Genomic DNA, 23,888 nt, shown 5'->3' with positions numbered 1-23,888 from the left:
GATGCAGGACACCTCCAAGCACGTGGACTACCTCAAGCGGCTCACCGCCGATCTGCGACGTACCCGGCGCCGGCTGTCCGAACTGGAGGGCAAGCTGTCCGAACCGGTCGCTGTGGTGGGCATGGCGTGCCGGTATCCGGGCGGCGTGGATTCGCCGGAAGCGTTGTGGGACATGCTGATCGCCGGGCGCGACGGCGTCTCGGACTTCCCCGGGGATCGGGGCTGGAACATCGACGACCGCTATGATCCGGATCCGGACAAGCCCGGCAAGACCTACACCCGCCGGGGCAGCTTCCTGCACGATGCCGGTGACTTCGACGCCGGTTTCTTCGGCATCGGACCCAACGAAGCGCTGGCCATGGACCCTCAGCAGCGACTGATGTTGGAGGTGTCCTGGGAAGCGTTGGAACGCAGCGGAATCGACCCGGCCACGTTGCGCGGCACGTCGACCGGAGTGTTCGCCGGGGTGATCCACGCCGGGTACGGCGGCGAGGTCAAGGGCGAGTTGGAAGGCTACGGCCTGACCGGTTCGACGTTGAGCGTGACATCGGGGCGGGTGGCGTACGTACTGGGCCTCGAGGGTCCCGCGGTCTCAGTGGACACGGCGTGTTCCTCGTCGCTGGTGGCGCTGCACCTGGCGGTGCAGTCGTTGCGCGCGGGGGAGTGTGATCTGGCGCTGGTGGGCGGGGTGACGGTGATGGCCACCCCGGCGGCATTCGTCGAGTTCAGCCGGCAGCGGGCGCTTGCCGCCGACGGCCGGTGCAAGGCCTACGCGGGTGCGGCGGACGGCACGTCGTGGTCCGAAGGTGCCGGGGTGCTCGTGGTCGAGCGGTTGGCCGACGCGCAGAAGTCGGGGCACCGGGTACTGGCGGTGGTGCGCGGCTCGGCGGTCAATCAGGACGGCGCCTCCAACGGGTTGACGGCGCCGAACGGTCCCGCGCAGCAACGCGTCATTCGCGCGGCGCTGGCCGGCGCCGGTCTGACGGCAGCCGAGGTGGACATTGTCGAGGGGCACGGGACCGGCACCACGTTGGGTGATCCGATTGAGGCGCAGGCGATTCTGGCGGCCTACGGCCAGGACCGCAGCGAGCCGCTGTGGCTTGGTTCGATCAAGTCCAACATCGGTCACACCTCGGCTGCGGCGGGGGTGGCCGGGCTGATCAAAATGATGTTAGCCATTCAGCACCGGGTGATGCCCAAGACGTTGCACGTGGATGTGCCGACGCCGCATGTGGATTGGTCGGCGGGTGCGGTGTCGCTGCTCACCGACGCGCGGCCGTGGCCGGACCCGGGTCGCCCGCGGCGGGCCGGGGTCTCGTCGTTCGGTATCAGCGGTACCAACGCGCACGTGATTCTCGAAGAGGTGAACACACCCGAAAACGTTGCGGCACCGCCGTTCAGCGGGGTACTGCCGTGGGTGTTGTCGGCCCGCTCGGCAGCGGCACTGGCGAACCAGGCCCGCCGGTTGCTGGCGCATGTCAGTGCTGACCACAGTGCGCTGGATGTCGGTTGGTCGTTGGTCAGTACGCGATCGCTGTTCGAGCATCGTGCCGTGGTGGTGGGCGCGGACCGGGCTCAATTGCTGACCGGCCTGGAACGGGTTGCCGCGGCGGAGCCGGCACCGGGCGTGCTGATGGGCCGCGCGCACGCGGTGGGCCAGACGGCGTTCGTGTTTCCCGGTCAGGGCGCCCAATATTTGGGCATGGGACGCGACCTCTATCAACGGTTCCCGTTGTACGCCAGAGTGTTCGACGACGTCGCCGCAGCGTTGGATGATCATGTGCGGGTGCCGCTGCGCCAGGTGGTCTGGGGTACCGATGAGGCGCTGCTGGAAAGCACCGAGTTTGCGCAGCCGGCCTTGTTCGCCGTCGAAGTGGCCCTGGCCGCCCTGCTGCAATCCTGGGGCGTCCTGCCCGACCTGGTGCTGGGTCATTCGGTGGGCGAGCTGGCTGCCGCGTACGTGGCGGGGGTGCTGTCGCTCGGGGACGCAGCGCGTCTGGTCGCGGTCCGTGGCCGATTGATGGCCGGCCTGCCCGCCGGCGGGGTGATGGTGGCAGTGACGGTCAGCGAGGCCGAAGCGGCGGAGCAACTCGGCGACGAGGTCAGCATCGCCGCCGTCAATGCCCCGGAATCGGTGGTGCTTTCGGGTGGGCAGGCGGCAGTCGGTGCGGCGGTGGGTCGATTGACGGGCCGCGCGCGCCCCTTGGCCGTGTCGCATGCATTCCACTCGGCACTGATGGAGCCGATGATTCCGGAATTCTCGGCATCGCTGGCCGACGTGGCCGCCGGTGAGCCGCGAATCAGGCTGATATCCAACGTGACCGGCCGGCTCGCCGCTACCGGGTACGGCACGGCGGCCTATTGGGCCGAGCACGTGCGCAAACCCGTCCGGTTCGCCGACAGCGTGCGGCTGGCGCAGACGCTGGGCGCCGGGGTGTTCGTCGAGGTCGGTCCCAGCGGGGGATTGGCCGGACTGGTCGAACAGTGCCTCGACAATCCGGCCTTGTCGGCTGTGACGCTGGCCAAGAACCGGCCGGAGATCGACTCGTTGTTCACCGCACTGGGACAACTGTTCACCGCGGGTGCCGGCGTGGATTGGCGGGAAACGTTCACCGGTCTAGGGGCGCGCAGCACGCCGTTGCCCACCTACGGCTTTGACCGACGCCACTTTTGGTTGACCGACCTGGGAACCGGGCCCGCCCAGTTGGGTGCCGCCGGGCTGGACGGACTGGGTCATCCGCTGCTGGGCGCGGCGGTGGCGCGACCGGATGTCGGCGGGGTGGTGCTGACGGGTTGGCTGTCACCAGCTGTGCAGGGGTGGCTGGCCGACCATGTCGTCAGTGGCGTGCCGCTGTTCCCGGGCGCCGGCTTCGTGGAACTTGTCCTGCGGGCCGGAGAGCAGGCCGGCGCCCCGGTGGTGGAGGAGTTGACGCTGCTGTCGCCGTTGGGGTTGCCGGCCACCGGCGGGGTGCGGATCCAAGTGGTGGTCGGACCCGCCGACGATGCGCGGCGGCCGAGCGTATGGGTGTATTCCGCTGCGCCCGACTCTGATTCGTGGATCCTGCATGCCGAGGGGGTGCTGGGTCCGGGTGGTATCCGCGGGGGTGCTGACCTGTCGGCGTGGCCGCCGGTCGGTGCCGCGGCGGTGGACGTGTCCGGGGTGTACGAGCAGTTGGCCGTGCGCGGCTACGCCTACGGCCCGGCGTTCCAGGGTCTTCGCCGGGTATGGCGGCGCGGACGCGAGATCTTCGCCGAGGTCGTCGCCCCCAGAGGCCTGAGTGTGGGCGGTTTCGGACTCCACCCGGCCCTGCTGGACGCCGCGCTGCAGGCCTGGGGAGTGGTCGAGGGCGGCGAGCGGTTGGCGTTGCCGTTCTCCTGGCAGAACGTGTCGCTGCACGCCGCGGGTGCGTCGAGGTTGCGGGTCCGCGTCGCGCCGACCGGGGCCGGGTCGGTGTCGGTGGAACTGGCCGACTCCGGGGGGTTGCCGGTGTTGTCGGTGCGGGAGTTGGTGGTCCGCCCGGTGTCTGCCGACGCGTTGTCCGCGGCGATCTCGTCGGGTCTGGCTCCGGGCACCGGCCTGCTGGACCTCAGGTGGTCACCCGTGCAGAGCGACGCCGTCGAGTTCCGCGGCGATGTGATGGTGTGGCAGTCCGAGCCCGGCGCGGTGTCGGGGGCCACGCATCGGGCGCTGGAAGCGGTGCAGGCGCACTTGCGCGCGGGATCCGGTCTTCTCGTCGTGTCGACCCGCGGTGCGGTGGGGTTGCCGAATGAGGCCGTGACCGACCTGGCGGGTGCGGCGGTATGGGGCCTGGTGCGTGCTGCGCAGGCCGAGCATCCGGGCCGCGTGGTGCTGGTGGATTCCGATGACTCGATACCCGTGCAAGACGTGGTGCGGTACGGGGAGCCGCAACTGCTGGTGCGGTCGGGCGTGGTGTACGGCGCGCGGCTGGCCCGGGTCGAGTCGTCGGGCAACGTGCAGTTGCCGGATGGGTTGTGGCAGTTGAGTGTTGGTGACGGCGGCACGCTGGATGACGTTGTCGCGCGCCGCAGCGCGCCGCTGGAGCTGGGTCCCGGTCAGGTGCGTGTCGCGGTGGGTGCGGTGGGGGTGAACTTCCGGGATGTGTTGGTGGCGTTGGGCATGTATCCGGGCGGCGGGCAGCTGGGTGCCGAAGGCGCCGGGGTCGTCGTCGAGGTTGGGCCTGGGGTGACCGACGTATCCGAAGGCGACGCGGTGCTGGGTCTGCTGGGCGTGGTGGCGCCCGAAGCGGTGGTTGACCGGCGCTTGGTGGCAGCCGTTCCGGCCGGCTGGTCGTTGGACACGGCCGCCGGTGTACCGGTGGTGTTCCTGACCGCGCTGTACGGCTTGTCGGTGCTTGCCGGACTCAAAGCCGGCGAACGGGTCCTGGTGCACGCCGCCACCGGTGGGGTGGGGATGGCAGCGGTGCAGTTGGCCCGGCACTGGGGTTGTGAGGTGTTCGCCACCGCCAGCCGGGGCAAGTGGGAGACGTTGCGGGCCATGGGGTTCGACAATGACCACATCGGCGATTCCCGCAGCCTGGAGTTCGAGACACAATTCCTGAAAGCCACCGACGGCGCCGGGGTCGACGTGGTGCTCAACTCCCTGGCCGGTGACTTCACCGACGCCTCGTTGCGGTTGCTGGCCCCGGGCGGGCGGTTCATCGAGATGGGTAAGACCGACCTGCGCTCCCCGGAAGCAGTCGCCGAACACTACGGGGTGGTCAGCTACCGGTCGTTCGACCTGATGGAGGCCGGTCCGGATCGCATCGCGGAAATGCTGGCCGAGGTGTTGGCAATGCTGCAGGCGGGAGGGGTGAAACCGCTGCCCGTGAGAGCTTTCGACGTTCGCTGTGCTCGGCAGGCGTACCGATTCGTCAGTCAGGCCCGCCATATCGGCAAGGTGGTGCTGACCATTCCGTCCAGACCCGACGGACCGGCCGGAGCGCAGTCGCCCCTGGCGGGGGGCACCGTGCTCATCACCGGCGGCACCGGGATGGCCGGCGCAGCGGTGGCTCGTCATCTGGTCGACCGGTACGGCGTCGCCAACCTGGTGTTGGTGAGTCGCTCCGGCGCGGCGGCCGACGGTGTCAGTGATCTGGTCAGCGAACTTCAGCGGGCCGGCACGCGGGTGGCGGCCGCCGAGTGCGATGTGACCGACCGGGCCGCACTGGCCGGTCTGCTGGCGCGGATTCCCGCCGAGTTTCCACTCAAAGGGGTCTTCCATGCCGCCGGGGTGCTCGACGACACCGTGATCACGTCACTGAGTGCGGACCGGCTGGACGCGGTGTTGCGGGTCAAGGTAGACGGCGCCTGGAATCTGCACGAGCTGACCCGCGACGCGAACGTTGCTGCGTTCGTGATGTTTTCATCGCTGGCGGGAATCGCGGGCAGTCCGGGTCAGGGCAACTATGCAGCCGCGAACGCTTACCTGGACGCGCTGGCCGGTTACCGGCGCCACCAGGGTCTGCCCGGCCTGTCCATCGCGTGGGGGCTCTGGGAACAGGCCAGCGCGATGACCCGGCACCTCGGTGATCGAGACCTGGCCCGGATGCGGCAGGCTGGATTGTCGCCGCTGCCCACCGAACAGGCGCTGGCGCTGCTGGATGCGGCGCTGCTCACCGATCGGGCACTGGTGATCGCTGCCCGGGTGGACACCGCCGCACTGGTAGGTGCGGCCGAACTGCCGCCTCTCTGGCAGGATTTGGTCACCCGCCGTGCCCGGCGCGTTGTCGATGCGGCCGATACCGCCGCAGCCGCAACGGGTTTGCTCGCCCGCCTCCATGACCTGGCACCAGAGCAACGGCAGCGCGAGCTCACCGATTTCATATCGAGCAATGCCGCAACGGTGTTGGGTCATTCCAGCACAGTTGACATCGATGCCCACAAGGCGTTCCAGGAACTCGGCTTCGACTCCCTGACCGCCGTCGAATTGCGCAACCGCCTCAAAACCGCCACCGGGTTGACGCTGTCGCCCACCCTGATCTTCGACTACCCGACGCCGGCCGCGCTGGCTGAACATCTCGCCGGTGAATTGGTTGGCAGCGCGCCACTTGTCGCAGCGAAGCCCGACCTGATGGGCCGTTTCGACGACGTCACCCGCGAACTCGATGCCCTGATCCACCGGCCCGAGTGGACTGAGGCGGAAAAGACCCACGTCACCAGCCGCTTGCATGCGATGATCGCTGAGCTGACCGCAGCACCGGCAGCCGAGCCGAAGCCCGGCCGGGACAACGACATCGCCAGGGACGGCGAGTTGTTCGCCATCTTCGACGATGACTTCGGCCTCTGATGGCGCCAACCGCGATCGCCGTCATCGGGCTGGCATGCCGATTCCCCGCCGCGGCCGGGCCGAGTGAATTCTGGCGGTTGGTCAGTACCGCGCAGGAGGTGTGCCGCCCGCTCGATGCCGTGGCCGATTTCGACGCGGCATTTTTCAGCATTTCGCCCCGCGAAGCGGCTGCAATGGATCCGCGCCAGCGACTGGCCCTGGAACTGAGCTGGGAACTGTTCGAGGATGCGTTCCTGGTGCCGGAACACCTGCGGGGCGGCCCGATCGCGGTTTATCTCGGCGCGATGAACGACGACTACGCATTGCTGACGCTGCGCGCCGACGCTGTCGACCACCACACGTTCGCCGGCATCAGCCGGGGGATGATCGCCAACCGGCTCTCGTACTTCTACGGGTGGTGCGGCCCCAGCCTGACGGTCGACTGCGGTCAGTCGTCGTCGTTGGTGGCGGTGCATCTGGCTTGTGAAAATCTACGTGCCGGCGCGGTCCCGATGGCGGTCGCCGGCGGCGTCCATCTGAACACGGCAGGCGAAATCGCAAGACTGGAAACCGAATTCGGTGCTGTCTCGCCATCCGGCCACACCTACGCATTCGACGAACGGGCGGACGGTTACGTGCGTGGCGAAGGTGGTGCACTGGTGTTGCTGAAGCCGTTGCCGGCCGCGCTCGCGGACGGAAACCGCATCCACGCGATCATAGCGGGGAGCGCGGTCGGTAACGCGGGCCGCGACACCTCCGGACTGACCGTGCCTTCGGCCGCTGCACAAGCCGAGGTGATGCGTCGCGCCCTGGCCGGCGCGGGCCTGCGGCCCGACCATCTCGACTACGTCGAAGCCCACGGCACCGGCACCGCGGTCGGGGATCCCGTGGAGGCTCGAGCCCTTGGTGAGGTGTTCGGTGCGCGCCGGAACCATCCGCTGCCCATCGGCTCGGTCAAGACCAACATCGGCCACACCGGTGCGGCGGCCGGCGTAGCAGGTCTGGTCAAGACGATCCTCGCAGTTGAAAAGGCGTGTCTCCCAGCAAGTCTCAACTTCAAGAGCGCCGGCACCGATCTGCACCGGCTGGGTCTTCAGGTCAATACCGCGCTGACCCCCTGGCCGCAGGGTGAGTGCCGGCGGGCCGGCGTGTCATCCTTCGGAATGGGCGGCACCAACGCGCACGTCATTGTCGAGCAGGCCCCCACCGTGCCGGACCCCGCTGCCCAGCGGGGCGGGCGGGTGACCGTTCCCTGGGTGCTGTCTGCGCGGTCGGCGCAGTCATTGGCAGGTCAGGCCGCCCGATTGGGCGGACTTACCGACGCGGCCGACATCGTCGACGTGGGTTGGTCGTTGGTGGCGACGCGATCGGTGTTCGAACATCGGGCAGTGCTGGTGGGCGATGACCGTGCCCAGTTGGCGGCCGGGCTGGCGGGTTTGGTCGCCGGCGGGCCGGGCGGCGGCGCGGTGACCGGCCACGCGCGTTCACTGGGCGGCGTCGTATTCGTGTTTCCGGGGCAGGGAGCGCAGTACCCGGGCATGGGCCGCGAACTGTACCAACGATTTCCGGCGTTTGCCGCGGCCTTCGACCGTGCCGTCGACGCATTGGAACCGCACTTGAGTTTGCCGCTGCGGCAGGTGCTTTGGGGTGACGATGCGCATCTAACGGACGGTACCGAGTTTGCTCAGCCGGGACTGTTCGCGGTTCAGCTGGCGCTGACCGCGCTCCTGCGCAGTTGGGGCATCACAGCCGATGCCGTGCTGGGCCACTCGGTGGGGGAACTCGCCGCGGCCTGCGAGGCCGGGGTGCTGTCGTTGCCGGATGCGGCGCGGGTGGTGGCGGCCCGGGGCCGGTTGATGGCGGGGCTTCCGACCGGAGGGGTGATGGTCGCGGTTGCCGCCGGCGAGGGGGAGGTGCTGCCCTTGTTGGGCGCGCAGGTCAGCCTGGCGGCTGTGAACGCACCGGATTCGGTGGTGCTGTCCGGGTCCGAGGCCGCCGTGGGTGCGGCGGTGGAGCGCTTGACCGGTGCAGGGCGACGGGTGCGCCGCTTGGCGGTGTCGCATGCGTTCCATTCGGCCCTGATGGAACCGATGATCGAGGACTTCGCGCAGGTGCTCACCGGCCTGTCGGCGCATCCGCCGCGAATTCAGTTGGTGTCGAACGTAACCGGTCAGTTGGCTGACACCGGATACGGGTCGGCGTCGTATTGGGTCGAGCACGTACGTAAACCGGTGCGGTTCGCCGACGGGATGCAGACGGCGGTGGCTCTGGGTGCCGAGGTGTTCATCGAGGTCGGTCCGGGCGCCGGTTTGGCCGCGGACCACGACGTTTCGGCAGCGACGTTGATCCGGGGCCATTCCGAGGTGCTCACGTTGCTCACCGGGGTGGGCCGGCTGTTCGCCGCAGGGTTGCCGGTGGACTGGGTTCGTGTCTTCGACGGGCTCGGCGCGCGGCCGGTGGACCTACCCACCTACGCGTTCGCGCGGCAACGGCACTGGCTCGGTGGCAACGTAGCGCTCGACGTGGCCGCGCCGGTCGTCGCACAGTTGTCGACCGAGGATCCCGCCGAGCAGCGTCGCCTCCTGGTCGACGTGGTGTGCCTGCACGCCGCCGTCGTGCTGGGACTGCACGACCGGCACGCCATCGATCCGCAACGCGCTTTCCAGGACCTGGGGTTCACCTCGATGAGCGGTGTCGAACTGCGCAATCGCCTCAAAACAGAGGCCAGCTTGGCGGGATTGCCGCTATCGCGGACCCTCATTTTCGACTATCCGTCCCCAGTTGCCCTTGCTGACCACCTCCTGCATGAACTCGGAAACCAGGAGAAACAATCCGATGACGAAAAGATCTGGTCGCTGCTACGAAATATTCCAATCTCGGAATTACGTCGAACCGGGTTGCTTGACAAACTCCTACTTCTCTCCGGTAATCCTCAAATAACCAGTTCAGACCTGATGGCTGCCGAAAAAGACATCGACTCGTTGAGTCCGGACGCATTAATCGAGATGACCCGGTTCATTTCTGACGCAGGTCATTGATAATCCCGGTGAGATAATGCGGGACGGCTGTAATCCGGCGATCAAATAATACAGGTGTCGAATACCGCAATACTTTGCGGAGTCGTGGTAGGGCCCACTAAACTGGGCATTTCGGGACGCTACGGGGGCGGGCTACCCGGCAATCGATTGACTGAGACTGATTGAGGCAGGTGCATGAGCGTCATCGCAGGCGTGTACGGCGCATTACCGCCACACCGATACACCCAGGCTGAGACCACCGATTTGTTCGTCGAGTTCCCCGGTCTCAAGGAGCACGAGGAGATCGTCCGGCGTCTGCACACGGCGGCCAAGGTCAACGGCCGGCATTTCGTGCTGCCGCTCGACCAGTACCCGGCACTGACCGACTTCGGTGACGCCAACGAGATCTTCATCGAAAAGGCAGTGGATCTCGGTATCGAGGCGCTGATGGGCGCGCTCGACGAGGCCGGGTTACAACCGCAGGACATCGACCTGATCATCACCACCACGGTGACCGGGGTTGCTGTCCCGTCGCTGGATGCCCGCATCGCCGGGCGGCTGGGTCTGCGTCCTGACGTGCGTCGGATGCCGCTGTTCGGCCTGGGTTGTGTGGCCGGGGCAGCAGGGGTGGGCCGGCTGCACGACTATCTGCGGGGCGCGCCCGACGACGTGGCCGTGCTGATTTCGGTCGAATTGTGTTCGCTCACTTACCCTGCCATCAAGCCGACGGTATCCGGCCTGGTCGGGACGGCGTTGTTCGGCGACGGGGCGGCCGCCGTCGTTGCCGTCGGCGACCGACGCGCCGAACAGCTGAACCCCGCCGGCCCCGACATCGTCGACTCCCGCAGCCGGATGTACCCGGAGTCGCTGCACATCATGGGCTGGGACGTGAGTTCGGCTGGTCTGCAGCTGCGGTTGTCGCCGGATCTGACCGACCTGATCGAGCAGTACCTGGCCGCAGATGTCGACGGTTTCCTCACCGATCACGACCTGACCAAGAACGACATCGGTGCCTGGGTCAGCCATCCGGGCGGGCCGAAGGTCATTAACGCGATCACCGACACCTTGCAGCTGCCGCCTGAGGCGCTTGAGCTGACATGGCGATCGCTTGGCGAAATCGGCAATCTGTCCTCGTCCTCGGTCCTGCACATCCTGCGCGACACCATCGAGAAGCGACCGCCCAGCGGCAGCCCCGGATTGATGCTTGCGATGGGTCCTGGATTCTGCTCCGAACTCGTCCTACTGCGCTGGCGCTGACGCTGACGCGCAATGAATTGGTGCGCAGCGTGTTTGCGGTAGTCCGGCACTGCAGACGCATCATGTGCGGCGGGCGATGGGTCAGGTCCGGCAACGGTTGCAGGCCCTATCCCGTTGGTCACCGGACCCCGGCGCCGCTACAGCGTGCGCAGTGCTTCGCCGGGCGGATGGGAGATCAGCGTCATTCCAGTGCTTCCGACAGCTCCAGCCAGTGCCCCTCCAAGGAGGCCACCTCGGCTTCGAGATTGCGCAACTCGTGGGTCAGCGCCGCGATCGCGACGTGGTCGGACTGATCGTGCTCGGCAAGTTCGGTGTGCTTGGCGGCGATCCGGTCGGCGAGACGGGCGAGTTGGCGGTCGATGGACGCCAGCTCTTTTTCCGCGGTCCGGCGTTGCGCGCCCGACATGGCCTGGGCCGCCGGTGCGGGCGCGGGCGTGGTGGGCCCGGTCGGCGCCGCCTCGGCCAGCCGTAGGTATTCGTCGATGCCGCCGGGCAGATGCCGCAACCGGCCGTCCAGGATGGCGTATTGCTGGTCGGTGATGCGCTCGAGCAGGTAGCGGTCGTGCGATACGACGATCAAAGTGCCCGCCCACGAGTCGAGCAGGTCCTCGGTGGCGGTCAGCATGTCGGTGTCGACGTCGTTGGTGGGCTCGTCCAGCAGCAGCACATTCGGCTCCGACAGCAAGGTGAGCATCAGCTGCAGCCGGCGTCGCTGGCCGCCGGAGAGCTCGCCGACCCGCGCCGACAGTTGCCCGCGGCCGAAGCCGAGGCGCTCCAGCAGTTGGGTGGGAGTCATGTCACGGCCCTCCACCCGGTATTCGGTCTGCAGGCGACCCAGCACGTCGGCGATCCGGTCCTCGGCCAGCGCTTTGAGCTCGTCACCACGTTGATCCAGCACCGCCAGCTGCACCGTCTTGCCGCGTTTGACGCGTCCGGAATCCGGTTGCACAGTCCCGGCGATCAAACCCAGCAGCGTCGACTTTCCGGCGCCGTTGGCCCCGACGATGCCGGTGCGTTCGCCTGGCGCGATCCGCCACTCGACATCCCGCAACACCGTCCGGCCCTCGAAGGTGACCGACACGTCCAGCAGGTCGACGACGTCCTTGCCCAACCGGGCTGTCGCCACCTTGGCCAATTCGACGGTGTTGCGCAACGGCGGTACGTCGGCGATCAGTTGATTGGCGGCTTCGATGCGGAACTTCGGCTTCGAGCTGCGCGCGGGGGCGCCCCGGCGCAGCCAGGCCAATTCCTTGCGCATCAGATTCTGCCGCTTGGCTTCCGCGGTTGCCGCGACCCGATCGCGCTCGACGCGCTGCAACACATACGCCGCGTAGCCGCCTTCGAACGGCTCGACGGTCCCGTCGTGCACTTCCCACGTGGTGGTGGCGACTTCGTCGAGGAACCAGCGGTCGTGGGTGACCAGTAACAGTCCGCCGCTGTTCCGTGCCCAGCGTTGTCCGAGATGGTTGGCCAGCCAGGCGATGCCCTGGATATCGAGGTGGTTGGTGGGCTCGTCGAGCGCGATCACATCCCAATCGCCGATCAGCAGCTGAGCCAGCTGCACCCGTCGGCGCTGACCACCGCTGAGGGTGGAAACCGTTGTTGCCCAATCGATGTCGGATACCAACCCGGACATCACGTCGCGGATGCGGGCGTTACCGGCCCACTGGTGTTCGGGCTGGTCGCCGACAAGCGTCGCGGCCACGGTGCTGGCCGGGTCCAGGGTGTCGGCCTGGCTCAGCGCGTTGACCCGTAGCCCGCTGCGGCGGGTGACCCGGCCGGTGTCGGGTTGGATCTGGCCGGTGAGCAGGCCCAGCAGACTGGATTTCCCGTCCCCGTTGCGGCCGACGATGCCGATGCGGGCCCCGTCGTTGACCCCCAGGGTGAGCGAGTCGAAGATCACCTGAGTCGGATACGCCAGGTGCACGGCCTCAGCTCCGAGTAGGTGCGCCACCCGCACGACGGTAGTGGGTGGAACGCGCCGGCATCGCCATTCGAGCGCTGCTGCCGACGGCCACCCGCGACAGATCCGCGATCTGATAGCACGTCGCGGCCCTGCACGTGACGGAACGGGCGCGCTTCGGAGAGGTGCGCGCCCGGCTCGTGCGCACCGGCGCAGTGACCCAGGCCACACTGTCGGGTCGATGTGCCATGATGACCACGCTGGTCAAGGCCAACTCAGCGAGCATTCAGGAGTAGCGGTGGATCTCAACTTGTCGATGGTCACCCGACCGGTCGAGCGTCTGGTGGCCACAGCGCAGAACGGTCTGGAGGTTCTGCGACTGGGCGGCCTGGAAACAGGCAGCATCCCGTCGCCGTCGCAGGTCGTCGAGAGCGTGCCGATGTACAAGCTCCGCCGGTACTTTCCGCCGGACAATCGGCCCGGTCAGCCGCAGGTGGGCCCCCCGGTCCTGATGGTGCACCCGATGATGATGTCCGCGGACATGTGGGACGTCACCCGCGAGGACGGCGCCGTCGGGATCCTGCACGCCGGTGGCCTGGATTGCTGGGTCATCGATTTCGGATCCCCCGACAAGGTCGAGGGCGGCATGCGCCGCAATCTGGCCGACCACATCGTTGCGCTCAGCCAGGCCATCGACACGGTGAAGGAGGCCACCGGGCAGGACGTGCACCTGGTCGGATACTCGCAGGGCGGCATGTGGTGCTACCAGGTCGCCGCCTACCGGCGCTCGAAGGATCTGGCCAGCATCGTTGCGTTCGGGTCGCCGGTGGACACGTTGGCCGCGCTGCCGATGGGGATTCCGGCGAACCTGGCCCCCGGCGTCGCCGATTTCATGGCCGATCACGTGTTCAACCGTCTGAATATCCCAAGTTGGATGGCGCGCACCGGTTTTCAGATGATGGATCCGCTCAAGACCGCCAAGGCCCGGGTGGACTTCGTCCGGCAGCTGCATGACCGTGAGGCTCTGCTGCCGCGGGAGCAACAGCGCAGGTTCCTCGAGCGCGAGGGTTGGATCGCCTGGTCGGGGCCGGCCATCTCCGAACTGCTCAAGCAGTTCATCGCGCACAACCGCATGATGACCGGCGGGTTTGCGATCAACGGTCAGCTGGTGACCCTCACCGACATCACCGTCCCGATTCTGGCGTTCGTCGGTGAAGTCGACGACATCGGCCAGCCGGCCTCGGTGCGCGGCATCCGACGTGCCGCGCCCAACACCGAGGTTTACGAATGTTTGATCAGGACAGGACATTTCGGTCTGGTGGTGGGATCCCGGGCGGCTCAGCAGAGCTGGCCCACCGTTGCCGAATGGGTGCGCTGGGTGTCCGGTGGTGGCGACAAACCGGGCAGCATCAGCCTGATGGTCGAACAGTCGGCCGAGCACACCGACAGTGGCGTGGCCTTCAGTTCGCGTCTTGCCCACGGGGTGGGCGAGGTCTCTGAGGCTGCGCTGGCGATGGCGCGCGGCGCGGCGGACGCGGTCGTCGCGGCGAACCGGTCGATGCGCACCTTGGCCGTCGAGACCGTCCGGACGCTGCCCCGGCTGGCGCGGCTGGGGCAGCTCAACGATCACACCCGAATCTCGTTGGGCCGCATCATCGATGAACAAGCACAGGACGCCCCGCAGGGCGAATTCCTGTTGTTCGACGGGCGGGTGCACACCTACGAGGCCGTCAACCGCCGCATCAACAACGTCGTCCGCGGGTTGATCGAAGTCGGGGTGCGGCAGGGCGACCGGGTGGGTCTGCTGATGGAGACCCGGCCCAGCGCGCTGGTCGCAATCGCCGCGCTGTCCCGGCTGGGTGCCGTGGCCGTCATGATGCGCCAGGATGTCGATCTGGCCGCGCAGGTGCGGCTCGGGGGAGTCAGCGAGATCCTGACCGACCCCAGCAACCTCGAGGCCGCCCGGCAACTGCCGGGCCAGATCCTGGTCCTGGGCGGCGGTGAGTCGCGGGATCTGCACTTGGCTGAAGACGCCGACGTGATCGACATGGAGCAGATCGATCCCGACGCGGTGCAGTTGCCGGCCTGGTACCGGCCCAACCCGGGATTCGCGCGGGACCAGGCGTTCATCGCGTTCAACGCGGCCGGCGGCGAACTGGTCGCCAAGCAGATCACGAATTTCCGATGGGCCCTCTCGGCATTCGGAACGGCGTCGACGGCGGCGCTGGACCGCAAGGACACCGTGTACTGCCTGACGCCGTTGCATCACGAGTCCGCGCTGCTGGTCAGCCTGGGTGGCGCGGTGGTCGGGGGTACCCGCATCGCATTGTCCCGTGGCATCCGGCCGGACCGGTTCGTCTCCGAGGTCCGGCAGTACGGCGTCACCGTGGTGTCCTACACCTGGGCCATGCTGCGCGACGTCGTGGACGACCCGGAGTTCGCGCTGCACGGCAACCATCCGGTGCGGCTGTTCATCGGGTCCGGCATGCCCACCGGGTTGTGGCAGCGGGTCGAAGACGCGTTTGCCCCTGCCCATGTCGTCGAGTTCTTCGCCACCACCGACGGCCAGGCGGTGCTGGCCAACGTCTCCGGGGCCAAGGTGGGCAGCAAGGGCCGGCCGCTGCCGGGTGCCGGGCGGGTCGAACTCGGTGCCTATGACGCCGAGCAGGATCTGATCCTGGAGAACGACGACGGGTTCGTCCAAGTCGCCGAGACCAACCAGATCGGGGTGCTGCTCGCCCAGTCCCGCGGGCCTATAGATCCCACCGCGTCGGTCAAGCGCGGCGTTTTTGCGCCTGCCGATACCTGGATCTCCACCGAGTATCTGTTCCGGCGCGATGAGGACGGTGATTATTGGCTGGCCGGCCGGCGCGGATCGGTGGTGCGTACAGCCCGCGGCATGGTGTACGCCGAACCGGTCACCGATGCGCTGGGTTGCATCAGTGCAGTCGACCTTGCGGTGACTTACGGTGTCCCAGTGGGAGATCGACATCTGGCGGTATCGGCGGTGACGTTGCGTCCGGGGGCGACCATCACCGCCGCCGATCTCACCGAGGCGATCGCGGGTATGCCGGTGGGCCTGGGGCCCGACATCGTGCACGTGGTGCCGAAGTTCGACCTCAGTGCGACCTACCGCCCGACGGTGAGTGCGCTGCGGGCCGCCGGCATCCCCAAGTCGGGTCGCCAGGCCTGGTACCTGGATGCGGGCAGCGGCGAGTTCCGCCGCCTGACACCGGCCGCGCGGACCGAGATCAGTGGGAAGCGAGCACCTGCCAATGCTTGACGACACTCTGCTGCAGATCCTGGTGTGCCCGGCCGATCGGGGGCCGCTGCTGCTCGTCGAGGGCGGCAAGACCCTCTACAACCCCCGGTTGCGGCGCGCCTACCGCATCGACGACGGAATCCCGGTGCTGCTGGTCGACGAGGCCCGCGACGTCGACGAACAGCAGCACACCGCCTTCACGGCGCAAGGCCTTCCGGAAGATCCCCAGTGAGGTAACGCTGCAGGTTGGGCGCAATGATCTGCACGATCTGATCGGTCGGCAGGGATGCGAAAGGCTCCACCTTGACGATGTGGCGAGCCATCACCACGCCCATCAGCTGCGACGCGACGAATTGCGTGCGGATCTTGCCCGTTCCCGGTGGATTGTCCACGCGCGCGCCGAGTTCCCCACCGATGATCTCCTGCAGGAAAGTGCGTGCCAAACCCACCTCGTCTCCGGAGATCAACGATCGCAGGGTCGCAATCAGGCTGGTGCCCAGTTCCGAATCCCACAGCGGCAGCAATATCGACGGCAGTCGGACCCCGAGTTCCTCGACCGGAACGCGTCGCATCTGTTCGATCACCACCATGGGGTCGATCGGTAACTCGACGGCGGCAGTGAACAACTGCTGTTTGGTGCCGTAATAGTGATGCACCAACGCGGAATCGACGCCGGCCCTGGCGGCGATTGCCCGTATCGAGGTGCGGTCGATTCCGTTGCGCGCGAACAATTCTCGCGCGCTGGCCAGAATTCGCTCGCGGGTGTCGGAATTCCCGGCGGGCCGGCCGGGCCGGTTACGGCCGGTGGTCGTCACGCTAGGGCGTCCGCCTGCGCAGTGTGGCAGCGGCCAGGCCCAGCGCCGCGACCGCGAACGCCATCACCACGACGATGTCGCGTACGGCGAGAAACGTCAGGTCCGGGTGGGCGCCCACCTGTTGCAGGGCCTCCAGCGCATAGCTGGCCGGCATCACATTGCTGATCCACTCGAGCCAGTCTGGCATCGCGGCCCGCGGCACGATCACACCAGCCAGCAGAAACTGCGGGACGATCACCACCGGCATGAACTGCACAGCTTGAAACTCGCTGCGCGCAAATGCACTGCACAACAGGCCCAGCCCGACACCCAGCACCGCATTGATGATGGCAATCACGAACACCCACAACGGGTTTCCCGCCGTGTCGAGACCCAGCAACCAAAACGACACCACGCACGCCAGGCTCGCCTGAGCCGCCGCGGCGACCGAGAACGCGGTCCCGTAGGCCGCCAGCAGGTCCAGTCGTCGCAATGGCGTGGTCAGGATGCGCTCCAAAGTTCCCGACGCCCGCTCGCGTTGCATGGTGATCGAGGTGATCAGGAACATCAGCAACAGCGGGAACAGGCCCAGCAGGATCAGGCACGCGTTGTCGAACGGTGTCGGTGCGCCGGGCCGGTGCGGGGCGTTCTGAAACATGAAGTACATCAGCGTGATGATCGCGCTGGGCACCACCAGAATCATCGCCACGCTGCGGCGGTCGGCGACCAACTGACGCAGGATCCGTCCGGTGCTCGCCGGGTACGCCTGAAGTCCTATCCGGCCTTGGATTCCTGCTCGGTGCTGCGCCGAATGATGGACAGAAACGCTTGCTCCAGGGACGTGCATGAGGTGTCCTCTCGTAGCTGGGCCGGGGTGGTGTGGGCGACCAGACGCCCTTCCCGCATGAGCAGTAGGTCGTCGCAATGGTCGGCTTCGTCCATCACGTGGCTGGAGACCAGCAGCGTGGTTCCGCCGCGGGCGAGTTCGGTGAACTGTTCCCAGAGATCGACGCGCAGCACCGGATCCAGGCCCACCGTGGGTTCGTCGAGGACCAGTAGGGCGGGGTGACAGACCAACGCGCACGCCAGCGACACCCTGGTGCGCTGACCGCCGGACAAGTTGCCGCAGTATGCCGTTCGATGATCGGCCAGACCGACCCGGTCGATGGCTTGCGCGGCGGCCTCGCCGTGGTAGCCGTGCAGCGCGGCGATGTAGCGGACGTTGTCGATGATGCGCAGATCGTCGTAGATGGCCGGGTTCTGCGGCAGGTAGGCGACCTGCCGACGCAGCGCCGCCGATCCGGCGGGGTGGCCCAGCACGGTGACGGCCCCTTTGGAATGGCTGGGCAGGATCTGCGTGCCGACGATGCTGCGCATCAAGGTCGTCTTTCCGCAGCCGGACGGGCCGAGCAATCCGGTGATGGTGCCTTCGGCGATATCCACCGAGATGTCGTGCAGCGCGGTGCGTTTTCCCCGAACCGCTCGCAGGTGTCTGATGCTGACGGCGGGGGGCGAACTGCTTCCAGAAAATTCATCATGCGATGAAGTCATCATTAGATGAATAATTCGCCGGTGCTGCGTGGATGTCAAGAGGCGCTCGGGCAGAATCGGTTCGGTGAGCGCTGAGCAACTGCTGGTAGACCCGGTCGCGGCCGCCCACCGGCTGCTCGGTGCCACCCTGACCGGCCGTGGTGTCAGCGCAGTGATCGTCGAGGTGGAGGCCTACGGCGGGGTTCCCGACGGCCCGTGGCCGGATGCCGCTGCGCATTCCTACCGCGGACGCAGCGCGCGCAACGCCGTCATGTTCGGGCCACCCGGGCGGCTCTACACCTACCGCAGCCACGGAATCCACGTCTGTGCCAACGTGGCCTGCGGACCCGACGGGACCGCCGCCGCGGTGCTACTGCGGGCCTGCGCCGTGGCCGACGGCTTCGACACGGCACGGTCGCGGCGCGGCGAACTCGTGCGCACCGCCGCGCTGGCGCGCGGGCCGGGTAACCTCTGCTCAGCTCTGGGAATCACCATGGCGGACAACGGTATTGATGTGTTCGACCCGGACAGCCCGGTGCGGCTCGAACTGTGCGGCCCGCTGACCGCAACGACGGGACCCCGGGTCGGAGTGAGTCACGCCGCCGACCGGCCGTGGCGATTGTGGCTGCCCGGTCGGCCCGAGGTATCCGCGTACCGCCGGAGTCCCCGAGCGCCGGCACCCGGCGCCAGTGACTAGTGCGGTGGCTACGCCGGAGGTTTCCGCGCCAGGGTGTCGTCGGCGTCGGGGGCCGAGCGGTACGCCGGGTCCAGACGCCGGACCGCAAAGATGAACGGCAGCGCGATGAACGGCGCGAGGATGCCGTAGATCGCAGCCGGAGTGGCCATTTCGGCGTTGTTCAACAGCTGCGGGCTCAACGCGATCCCGATGGCCACCACGGCATTGTGCAGTCCGATCTCCAGACTGACCGCGATCGCCTGGCGCGGAGCCAGCTTGAGGAAGCGCGGCGCGAGGTAGCCGATGGTGAGGCTGATCGCGCAGAACAACACCACCGCGGCGCTGAGCACCCCGAAGTTGTTCCACAGCGTCGCCTGGCCACCGGCCACCCCCGCGACGACGGCGATCACCAGCAGCACCGCCGCGGCGATCTTGACCGGAAACCCCAGCCGTCGAGCCAGATCCGGGAACCGGTGCCGGATCGCGACACCGACCGCGGTAGGGATCAGGACGAGGGCGAACACGGTGAGAAACTTGTCGAACTGCAGGGGGATGAAGCGTCCGTTGCCCAGGAACCACGTCATCGAGACCGCCAGGATCGCGGGGATGGCGAAGATCGACAGCACCGCGTTGATCGCGGTGAGGGTGAGGTTGAGCGCCAGGTCACCATTGGCCAGATGGCTGAGCACGTTGGCGAACATGCCGCCGGGAGTAGCCGCCATCAGCATCAGCCCGACCGCCAGATTGGGGGACAGGTCCAAGGCTTCGGCAATTGCCAAGCACACCGCTGGCAGCAGCACCGCCTGACAGAGCAACGCCACCAGCAGCGGACGGCGCAGCGTGGCGGCCCGGCGGAAGTCGTCCACCGTCAGCGTCAGCCCGAGCGCGAGCATGACCGCACCGATGACCAAGGGGAACAACTGGCTCTGCATATCGCTTCCGCGGGACGTGGGGCTGATTTCGCCTTCAGTGGCAGCAAGTCACTCTACGGCCGGTGGTGGGCAGCGCCCTCAGCTGGAATCAGGTAGAGCGGATCGCGGCCACGTACCGGCCGCGGTAACCGTCCTGCAAGACTCTGTGCCATGGGTAGCGAGCCTTCCGGGATCCTCGACGAGTTGAGCTGGCGCGAACTGATCGCGCAGTCCACCGACCTCGACGCGCTGGCCGCCGAGGCGCAACGCGGACCCCTGACCGTCTATGCGGGATTCGACCCCACCGCGGCCAGCCTGCACGCCGGACACCTGGTGCCGTTGCTGGCGCTGCGTCGATTCCAGCGGGCTGGGCACCGCCCGATCGTGCTGGCCGGCGGCGCCACCGGGCTGATCGGCGACCCACGCGAGGTCGGCGAGCGCAGCATGCACGAGGTCGACACCGTCGCCGAATGGACCGAACGAATCCGGGGCCAGCTGGAGCGCTTCGTCGACTTCGACAATTCGCCGACCGGAGCGATCGTCGAGAACAATCTCGACTGGACCCGGCCGATGTCGGCGATCGAGTTTTTGCGCGACATCGGCAAGCACTTCTCGGTCAACGTGATGCTGGACCGGGACACCGTCCGGCGCCGCCTGGAGGGCGAGGGGATCTCCTACACCGAGTTCAGCTACATGTTGCTGCAGGCCAACGATTATGTGGAACTGCACCGGCGGCACGGCTGCACACTGCAGCTCGGTGGATCGGATCAGTGGGGCAACATCATCGCCGGGGTGCGATTGGTGCGCCAGAAGCTCAGTGCTGCCGTGCACGCGCTCACCGTGCCGCTGGTGACCGCAGCCGACGGCACCAAATTCGGCAAGTCCACCGGTGGCGGCAGTCTGTGGCTGGACCCGCAGCTCACCAGCCCGTACGCGTGGTACCAGTATTTCGTCAACACCGCCGACGCGGACGTGATCCGCTACCTGCGCTGGTTCACCTTCCTGAGCAGCGACGAATTGGCCGAGCTGGCGCAGGCCACCGCCGAACGCCCGCAGCAACGCGCAGCGCAGCGCAAGCTGGCCGGTGAGCTCACCACGCTGGTGCATGGTGAGGCGGCCACCGCCGCCGTCGAGCACGCCAGCCGGGCGCTGTTCGGGCAGGGTGAGCTGGCCCGTCTTGACGAGGCGACGCTGTCCGCGGCCCTGCGCGAGACGACGGTCGCCGAATTGAAACCCGGTGAGGCGGACGGGATCATCGACTTGTTGGTGGCCACCGGGCTGTCCGACAGCCGTAAGGCGGCGCGTCGCACGATCGGCGAAGGGGGCGTGTCCGTCAACAACATTCGCATCGACAGCGACGAATGGGCCCCACACTCAACGGATTTCCTGCACGGACAGTGGCTGGTGCTGCGCCGCGGCAAGCGCAACATCGCCGGGGTGCACCGGGGTTAAGCGGGCTGGGGGCAACCCAGCCGGCCGACTTCGAAGGACGGCAGTTCGTCGTCGGCGGCGGCTACCGCGAACATGGTTGCGGCGGTGTAGAAGGCATCGGTGGTCATCAGCCCGCGGCTGGCCAGTTCGACGCGGTCGGCTGCCGTGCCCCAGCGGTTGCTGAACAGCCTGTTGAGTTGGGTGGGGTCGGGGCGGTGCAGGTTCAATTGCGGCTTCTGCCTGGCCAACTCGTCTCGCCTGGCCAGGGCCTGTGCCACCAGCATCCGCCACTGCGGCAGCCGCGGGTCGGTGCGCAGCAGGTCGAGGAAATGCTGGATCGCGGGCAGTGAGCGGGCGAAGAACAGCGTGCGGGTGGTCAGTCGCGCCGCGACCGAGATCGGATCGTCGTGCAGAGTGGCGTTCTCCTCGTCGGTCAACCAGTACGCCCGGACCTGCGCGGGGAAACCGGACTCGTTGACGATCCCCGTCGCCAGCGCGTAGTGGTGCGCAACGGTCTCCAGCGCGCGCTCGTAGTCGGCGATGCCTACCGCGGCGACGGCCTTGGCGGCGCGCTCTCGGACGCTGCTCCGGTCACCGGGATGGGTCAGGTTCCAGTGCCAGGCGGCGACCTGCTCGAGGGCGGGCAGGTAGGCCCAACGGTCGGTGGCGCACAGGCTGAGTAGCGACAGCACGTCGAGGTCGAGAATGTCGACGCTGGAGTCATCCGGCAGGGCGACGGGGGTCGGCGGGGCCCAGCGCTGCCGCCACCGTTGCGACCAGATGGTCGGTGGCGGGCCGGGCCGTACCGCGACATCCCGTGGCCCGCGCACGATCTCCTGCAACGCCAGCACCGCGTCGGCATGTTTGACGTCGACCCGCATCGACTTCAATTGCTTTGCCAGCTCACGACTTTCCGGTATCCCTACCGCTTCCAGCAATCGATCCCAGGTGCGCTGGGTGAAGGTGGTGCGGCGCGCGGTCTCGACGATTCGTGCACCGGCCGCCGCGGACAGCACACCGGAACGCACTGCGTGGGCGACGGTTTGGCGAATGTTCACCAACGCGTCCACAAACACCGGATAACCGTCTTCGGGGTCGCCGTGCACCATGCCGACTTCGTCGTCTGCCTCGATGACTCCGTCTCGGTAACCTTCGAAGACCCAGCCGTAGCCCTCCATGCCGAACGGGTGCAATTCGGCCGCCCGCAACGCGCCCATGCTCGATGAGCCGACCACCCGCACGCCGTCGTCGATCAGCGTCAGTAGTTCCTTGTGCCGCACCGCAGCGCTCTGGAAGAACAGCCCGTCGACGATGAGCAGGGTGTCACCGGACCGCAATCCGTAGCGAAAGGCGTCACCGAATGAAATCGGTGCTACCACTTCGGCATCGGAGATGATCGCATGAATGTCCGCCGCGCTGATCGTGGGGCCGGCCGTCACCACGATCCGGGTCATGAGTGCTCCTCCAGCGGGGTGCGCAGGGGTGACTGGATGGTCGCCGACAAGCCGGGGGCGATGACTTTGACGACCGGCACGCACGCGTCGGCGAAATCGCACACCACGGCCAGCGGTTCGGCGCCGGCCTGAGCCGCCACCGCGGTCGCCGCCGACGCCAGCAGGTCGTGCAGCGAGTCACTGGACGTGACATGCCACGGTGTCGGTTCGGCATCGGGCATGTCCTGCATGGACTTTCGGGCCGGGGCATAGGTGTGCACCCGGGCGAATCGTTGGTAGATCGCCGACGGCAGATCTTCGCGGGCTCCGCTGATGGCCGTCAGCCGGGACTGCGCGGCTTCGGTAATCGCCCGCGACAGCGCAACATTGGGGTTGTGGTGAAGTCCGCTGCCGCTGAACGGGACCTCCATCATCGGCGAGCTGATCTCGGCGGCGAACAGGTAGTAGCCGTCCCAGGTGTCCATCCGGGCGACCTGCAGTTCGCTGCCCGCCCGATGAATCATCTCGATGAGCTCGGCGCACTCCGAGCGGGCGACGTCGTCCAGCGGGACCCCGAACAACGTCGAGCCGGGTCGGGCGGCGGCCATGCCGTGACGCTCCATGATCTCGTAGAGACCGTGCAGGGCGGCTTCGTGGTAGCTGTTGCCCGACGCCAAACCCGTTGTGTCCATTCCGAATATCGGCGGACCCCAGGAATCGCCGACCGCGATGTTCACCACGGTGGCCAGCCAGGGCACCCAGGTCTTGCGTCCGGTCAACAATGTCGTGGCGATCATCCAGTCGAGCTTGGCGCCGCGGTGATAGAAGCTGCCCGCCGGACGGTTCAGCTCGGCGGGATCGTAGGTGAGGGTTTCAGCGAGTTCGTCGGTGGAGGTCGAGGTCAGATCGGGGGTGATGTTCTCGACGTGCCAGTTCTCCAGAGACTCCATCGCGGCCGATACCTGCGCGGCGCGGTAAGTGGTGGCTTTGCCCTGACTGACCGACAGGGTCAGCGAGGCCGGTCGTACTGCCTGCACGGTGGGGATGCCGAGGTCGTCGAGCCAGGTGAGGTCGGCGACGCGAGTGATTCCCGCTGCGCTGAGCAGCGGCTGAATCGCCGCCCAGGTCTGCTCGGGAGAGATGATGCGGTGGGTGCCCGCATGGTGGCCGATGGTCAGCGGATCGGCGTGACCGAGAACTCGGGACGGCCAGTGCGACCAGTCAGGGCCGGTGCGTACCACGGTGCCTGCACTAGTGCTCAAGCCCGGCAGTTCCGACATGGCTTCACGCTACTTAGTTCGGTGATCGACGGGTGGGAAATCAGCGAGTCGGCGAAAAATGTTCCAGCGGGATCTCATCGCGGAGAGAGGGGGGAGGGCTGCGATGAG

The 23,888-nt window shown here is 67.4% G+C and carries 14 protein-coding genes; 7 read left to right on the top strand and 7 right to left on the bottom strand.

Annotated elements, in window-relative coordinates:
* Window position 1: 1 nt before the first annotated feature.
* The 3 genes from AC5Y6Y_RS03645 to AC5Y6Y_RS03635 all read left to right on the top strand — a co-directional run bounded on the left by AC5Y6Y_RS03645 (window position 2) and on the right by AC5Y6Y_RS03635 (window position 10,560).
* Window positions 2-6,307: an SDR family NAD(P)-dependent oxidoreductase gene (locus tag AC5Y6Y_RS03645; RefSeq protein WP_499918656.1), complete on the top strand. Its 6,306-nt coding sequence runs from the start codon at window positions 2-4 to the stop codon at window positions 6,305-6,307.
* Window positions 6,307-9,324 carry a type I polyketide synthase gene (locus tag AC5Y6Y_RS03640; protein ID WP_499918557.1) on the top strand — a complete coding sequence of 1,006 codons (3,018 nt, stop codon included), beginning with the start codon at window positions 6,307-6,309 and terminating at the stop codon, window positions 9,322-9,324. Before AC5Y6Y_RS03645 ends, AC5Y6Y_RS03640 begins: the two co-directional genes overlap by 1 nt.
* Window positions 9,325-9,498: 174 nt before the next feature.
* Window positions 9,499-10,560 carry a type III polyketide synthase gene (locus tag AC5Y6Y_RS03635; protein ID WP_463825272.1) on the top strand — a complete coding sequence of 354 codons (1,062 nt, stop codon included), beginning with the start codon at window positions 9,499-9,501 and terminating at the stop codon, window positions 10,558-10,560.
* A 181-nt stretch (window positions 10,561-10,741) separates the two neighbouring features.
* Here the strand turns inward: AC5Y6Y_RS03635 and AC5Y6Y_RS03630 are convergent, their stop codons facing one another.
* Window positions 10,742-12,514: an ABC-F family ATP-binding cassette domain-containing protein gene (locus AC5Y6Y_RS03630; RefSeq protein WP_499918558.1), complete on the bottom strand. Its 1,773-nt coding sequence runs from the start codon at window positions 12,512-12,514 to the stop codon at window positions 10,742-10,744.
* A gap of 265 nt (window positions 12,515-12,779) precedes the next feature.
* Here AC5Y6Y_RS03630 and AC5Y6Y_RS03625 point away from each other — a divergent pair, with 265 nt between their 5' ends.
* Both AC5Y6Y_RS03625 and AC5Y6Y_RS03620 read left to right on the top strand, forming a co-directional pair.
* On the top strand, window positions 12,780-15,746 hold the full coding sequence (locus AC5Y6Y_RS03625; protein ID WP_499927100.1) for an acyl-CoA synthetase: 2,967 nt from the start codon (window positions 12,780-12,782) through the stop codon (window positions 15,744-15,746).
* Window positions 15,739-15,957, top strand: coding sequence for a Trm112 family protein (locus AC5Y6Y_RS03620; RefSeq protein ID WP_463825275.1), 219 nt, complete (start codon window positions 15,739-15,741; stop codon window positions 15,955-15,957). The genes AC5Y6Y_RS03625 and AC5Y6Y_RS03620 overlap by 8 nt, the downstream gene beginning before the upstream one ends.
* Here the strand turns inward: AC5Y6Y_RS03620 and AC5Y6Y_RS03615 are convergent.
* The 3 genes from AC5Y6Y_RS03615 to AC5Y6Y_RS03605 are packed head-to-tail and all read right to left on the bottom strand — an operon-like array spanning window position 15,923 to window position 18,073.
* Window positions 15,923-16,540, bottom strand: a complete 618-nt coding sequence (locus tag AC5Y6Y_RS03615) for a TetR/AcrR family transcriptional regulator (RefSeq protein ID WP_463825276.1) — start codon at window positions 16,538-16,540, stop codon at window positions 15,923-15,925. The genes AC5Y6Y_RS03620 and AC5Y6Y_RS03615 overlap by 35 nt on opposite strands.
* Window position 16,541: 1 nt before the next feature.
* Window positions 16,542-17,366 (bottom strand): ABC transporter permease, encoded by an 825-nt coding sequence (locus AC5Y6Y_RS03610; protein ID WP_463825277.1) that lies wholly within the window; start codon window positions 17,364-17,366, stop codon window positions 16,542-16,544.
* The gene (locus AC5Y6Y_RS03605) at window positions 17,294-18,073 is read right to left on the bottom strand and encodes an ABC transporter ATP-binding protein (RefSeq protein ID WP_499918562.1); all 780 of its coding nucleotides are present in this window, start codon (window positions 18,071-18,073) and stop codon (window positions 17,294-17,296) included. The genes AC5Y6Y_RS03610 and AC5Y6Y_RS03605 overlap by 73 nt, the downstream gene beginning before the upstream one ends.
* 61 nt (window positions 18,074-18,134) lie before the next feature.
* Between AC5Y6Y_RS03605 and AC5Y6Y_RS03600 the strand changes: the two genes are divergently transcribed.
* The gene (locus AC5Y6Y_RS03600; protein ID WP_463825279.1) at window positions 18,135-18,746 is read left to right on the top strand and encodes a DNA-3-methyladenine glycosylase; all 612 of its coding nucleotides are present in this window, start codon (window positions 18,135-18,137) and stop codon (window positions 18,744-18,746) included.
* 8 nt (window positions 18,747-18,754) lie between these two features.
* Here the strand turns inward: AC5Y6Y_RS03600 and AC5Y6Y_RS03595 are convergent, their stop codons facing one another.
* Complete coding sequence (locus AC5Y6Y_RS03595) at window positions 18,755-19,657, bottom strand: bile acid:sodium symporter family protein (protein ID WP_499918565.1); 903 nt, start codon at window positions 19,655-19,657, stop codon at window positions 18,755-18,757.
* Between the two features lie 150 nt (window positions 19,658-19,807).
* On the opposite strand from AC5Y6Y_RS03595, the gene tyrS reads away from it, so the two are divergent.
* Entirely contained in the window at window positions 19,808-21,088 is a 1,281-nt protein-coding gene (gene tyrS, locus AC5Y6Y_RS03590) for a tyrosine--tRNA ligase (protein WP_463825281.1), read from the top strand.
* On the opposite strand, the gene AC5Y6Y_RS03585 is transcribed toward tyrS, so the two are convergent.
* Together AC5Y6Y_RS03585 and AC5Y6Y_RS03580 are read right to left on the bottom strand one after the other, a co-directional pair.
* Complete coding sequence (locus AC5Y6Y_RS03585; protein WP_499918567.1) at window positions 21,085-22,521, bottom strand: TfuA-like protein; 1,437 nt, start codon at window positions 22,519-22,521, stop codon at window positions 21,085-21,087. The two genes, tyrS and AC5Y6Y_RS03585, sit on opposite strands and share 4 nt — an antisense overlap.
* A complete protein-coding gene (locus AC5Y6Y_RS03580) occupies window positions 22,518-23,780 on the bottom strand; it encodes a YcaO-like family protein (RefSeq protein WP_463825283.1) in 1,263 nt (420 codons plus the stop codon). Before AC5Y6Y_RS03580 ends, AC5Y6Y_RS03585 begins: the two co-directional genes overlap by 4 nt.
* Between the last annotated feature and the right edge of the window lie 108 nt (window positions 23,781-23,888).

The sequence above is a fragment of the Mycobacterium sp. NGS24 genome, from assembly GCF_059813065.1.
This window is presented reverse-complemented; position numbering and strand designations above follow the sequence as displayed.

Coding starts and splice junctions, on each gene's coding strand:
- AC5Y6Y_RS03645 (WP_499918656.1), top strand. CDS start 2: ATGCAGGACACCTCCAAGCACGTGGACTACCTCAAGCGGCTCACCGCC.
- AC5Y6Y_RS03640 (WP_499918557.1), top strand. CDS start 6,307: ATGGCGCCAACCGCGATCGCCGTCATCGGGCTGGCATGCCGATTCCCC.
- AC5Y6Y_RS03635 (WP_463825272.1), top strand. CDS start 9,499: ATGAGCGTCATCGCAGGCGTGTACGGCGCATTACCGCCACACCGATAC.
- AC5Y6Y_RS03625 (WP_499927100.1), top strand. CDS start 12,780: ATGGTCACCCGACCGGTCGAGCGTCTGGTGGCCACAGCGCAGAACGGT.
- AC5Y6Y_RS03620 (WP_463825275.1), top strand. CDS start 15,739: ATGCTTGACGACACTCTGCTGCAGATCCTGGTGTGCCCGGCCGATCGG.
- AC5Y6Y_RS03610 (WP_463825277.1), bottom strand. CDS start 17,366: ATGCACGTCCCTGGAGCAAGCGTTTCTGTCCATCATTCGGCGCAGCAC.
- AC5Y6Y_RS03605 (WP_499918562.1), bottom strand. CDS start 18,073: ATGATGACTTCATCGCATGATGAATTTTCTGGAAGCAGTTCGCCCCCC.
- AC5Y6Y_RS03595 (WP_499918565.1), bottom strand. CDS start 19,657: ATGCAGAGCCAGTTGTTCCCCTTGGTCATCGGTGCGGTCATGCTCGCG.
- tyrS (WP_463825281.1), top strand. CDS start 19,808: ATGGGTAGCGAGCCTTCCGGGATCCTCGACGAGTTGAGCTGGCGCGAA.
- AC5Y6Y_RS03585 (WP_499918567.1), bottom strand. CDS start 22,521: ATGACCCGGATCGTGGTGACGGCCGGCCCCACGATCAGCGCGGCGGAC.
- AC5Y6Y_RS03580 (WP_463825283.1), bottom strand. CDS start 23,780: ATGTCGGAACTGCCGGGCTTGAGCACTAGTGCAGGCACCGTGGTACGC.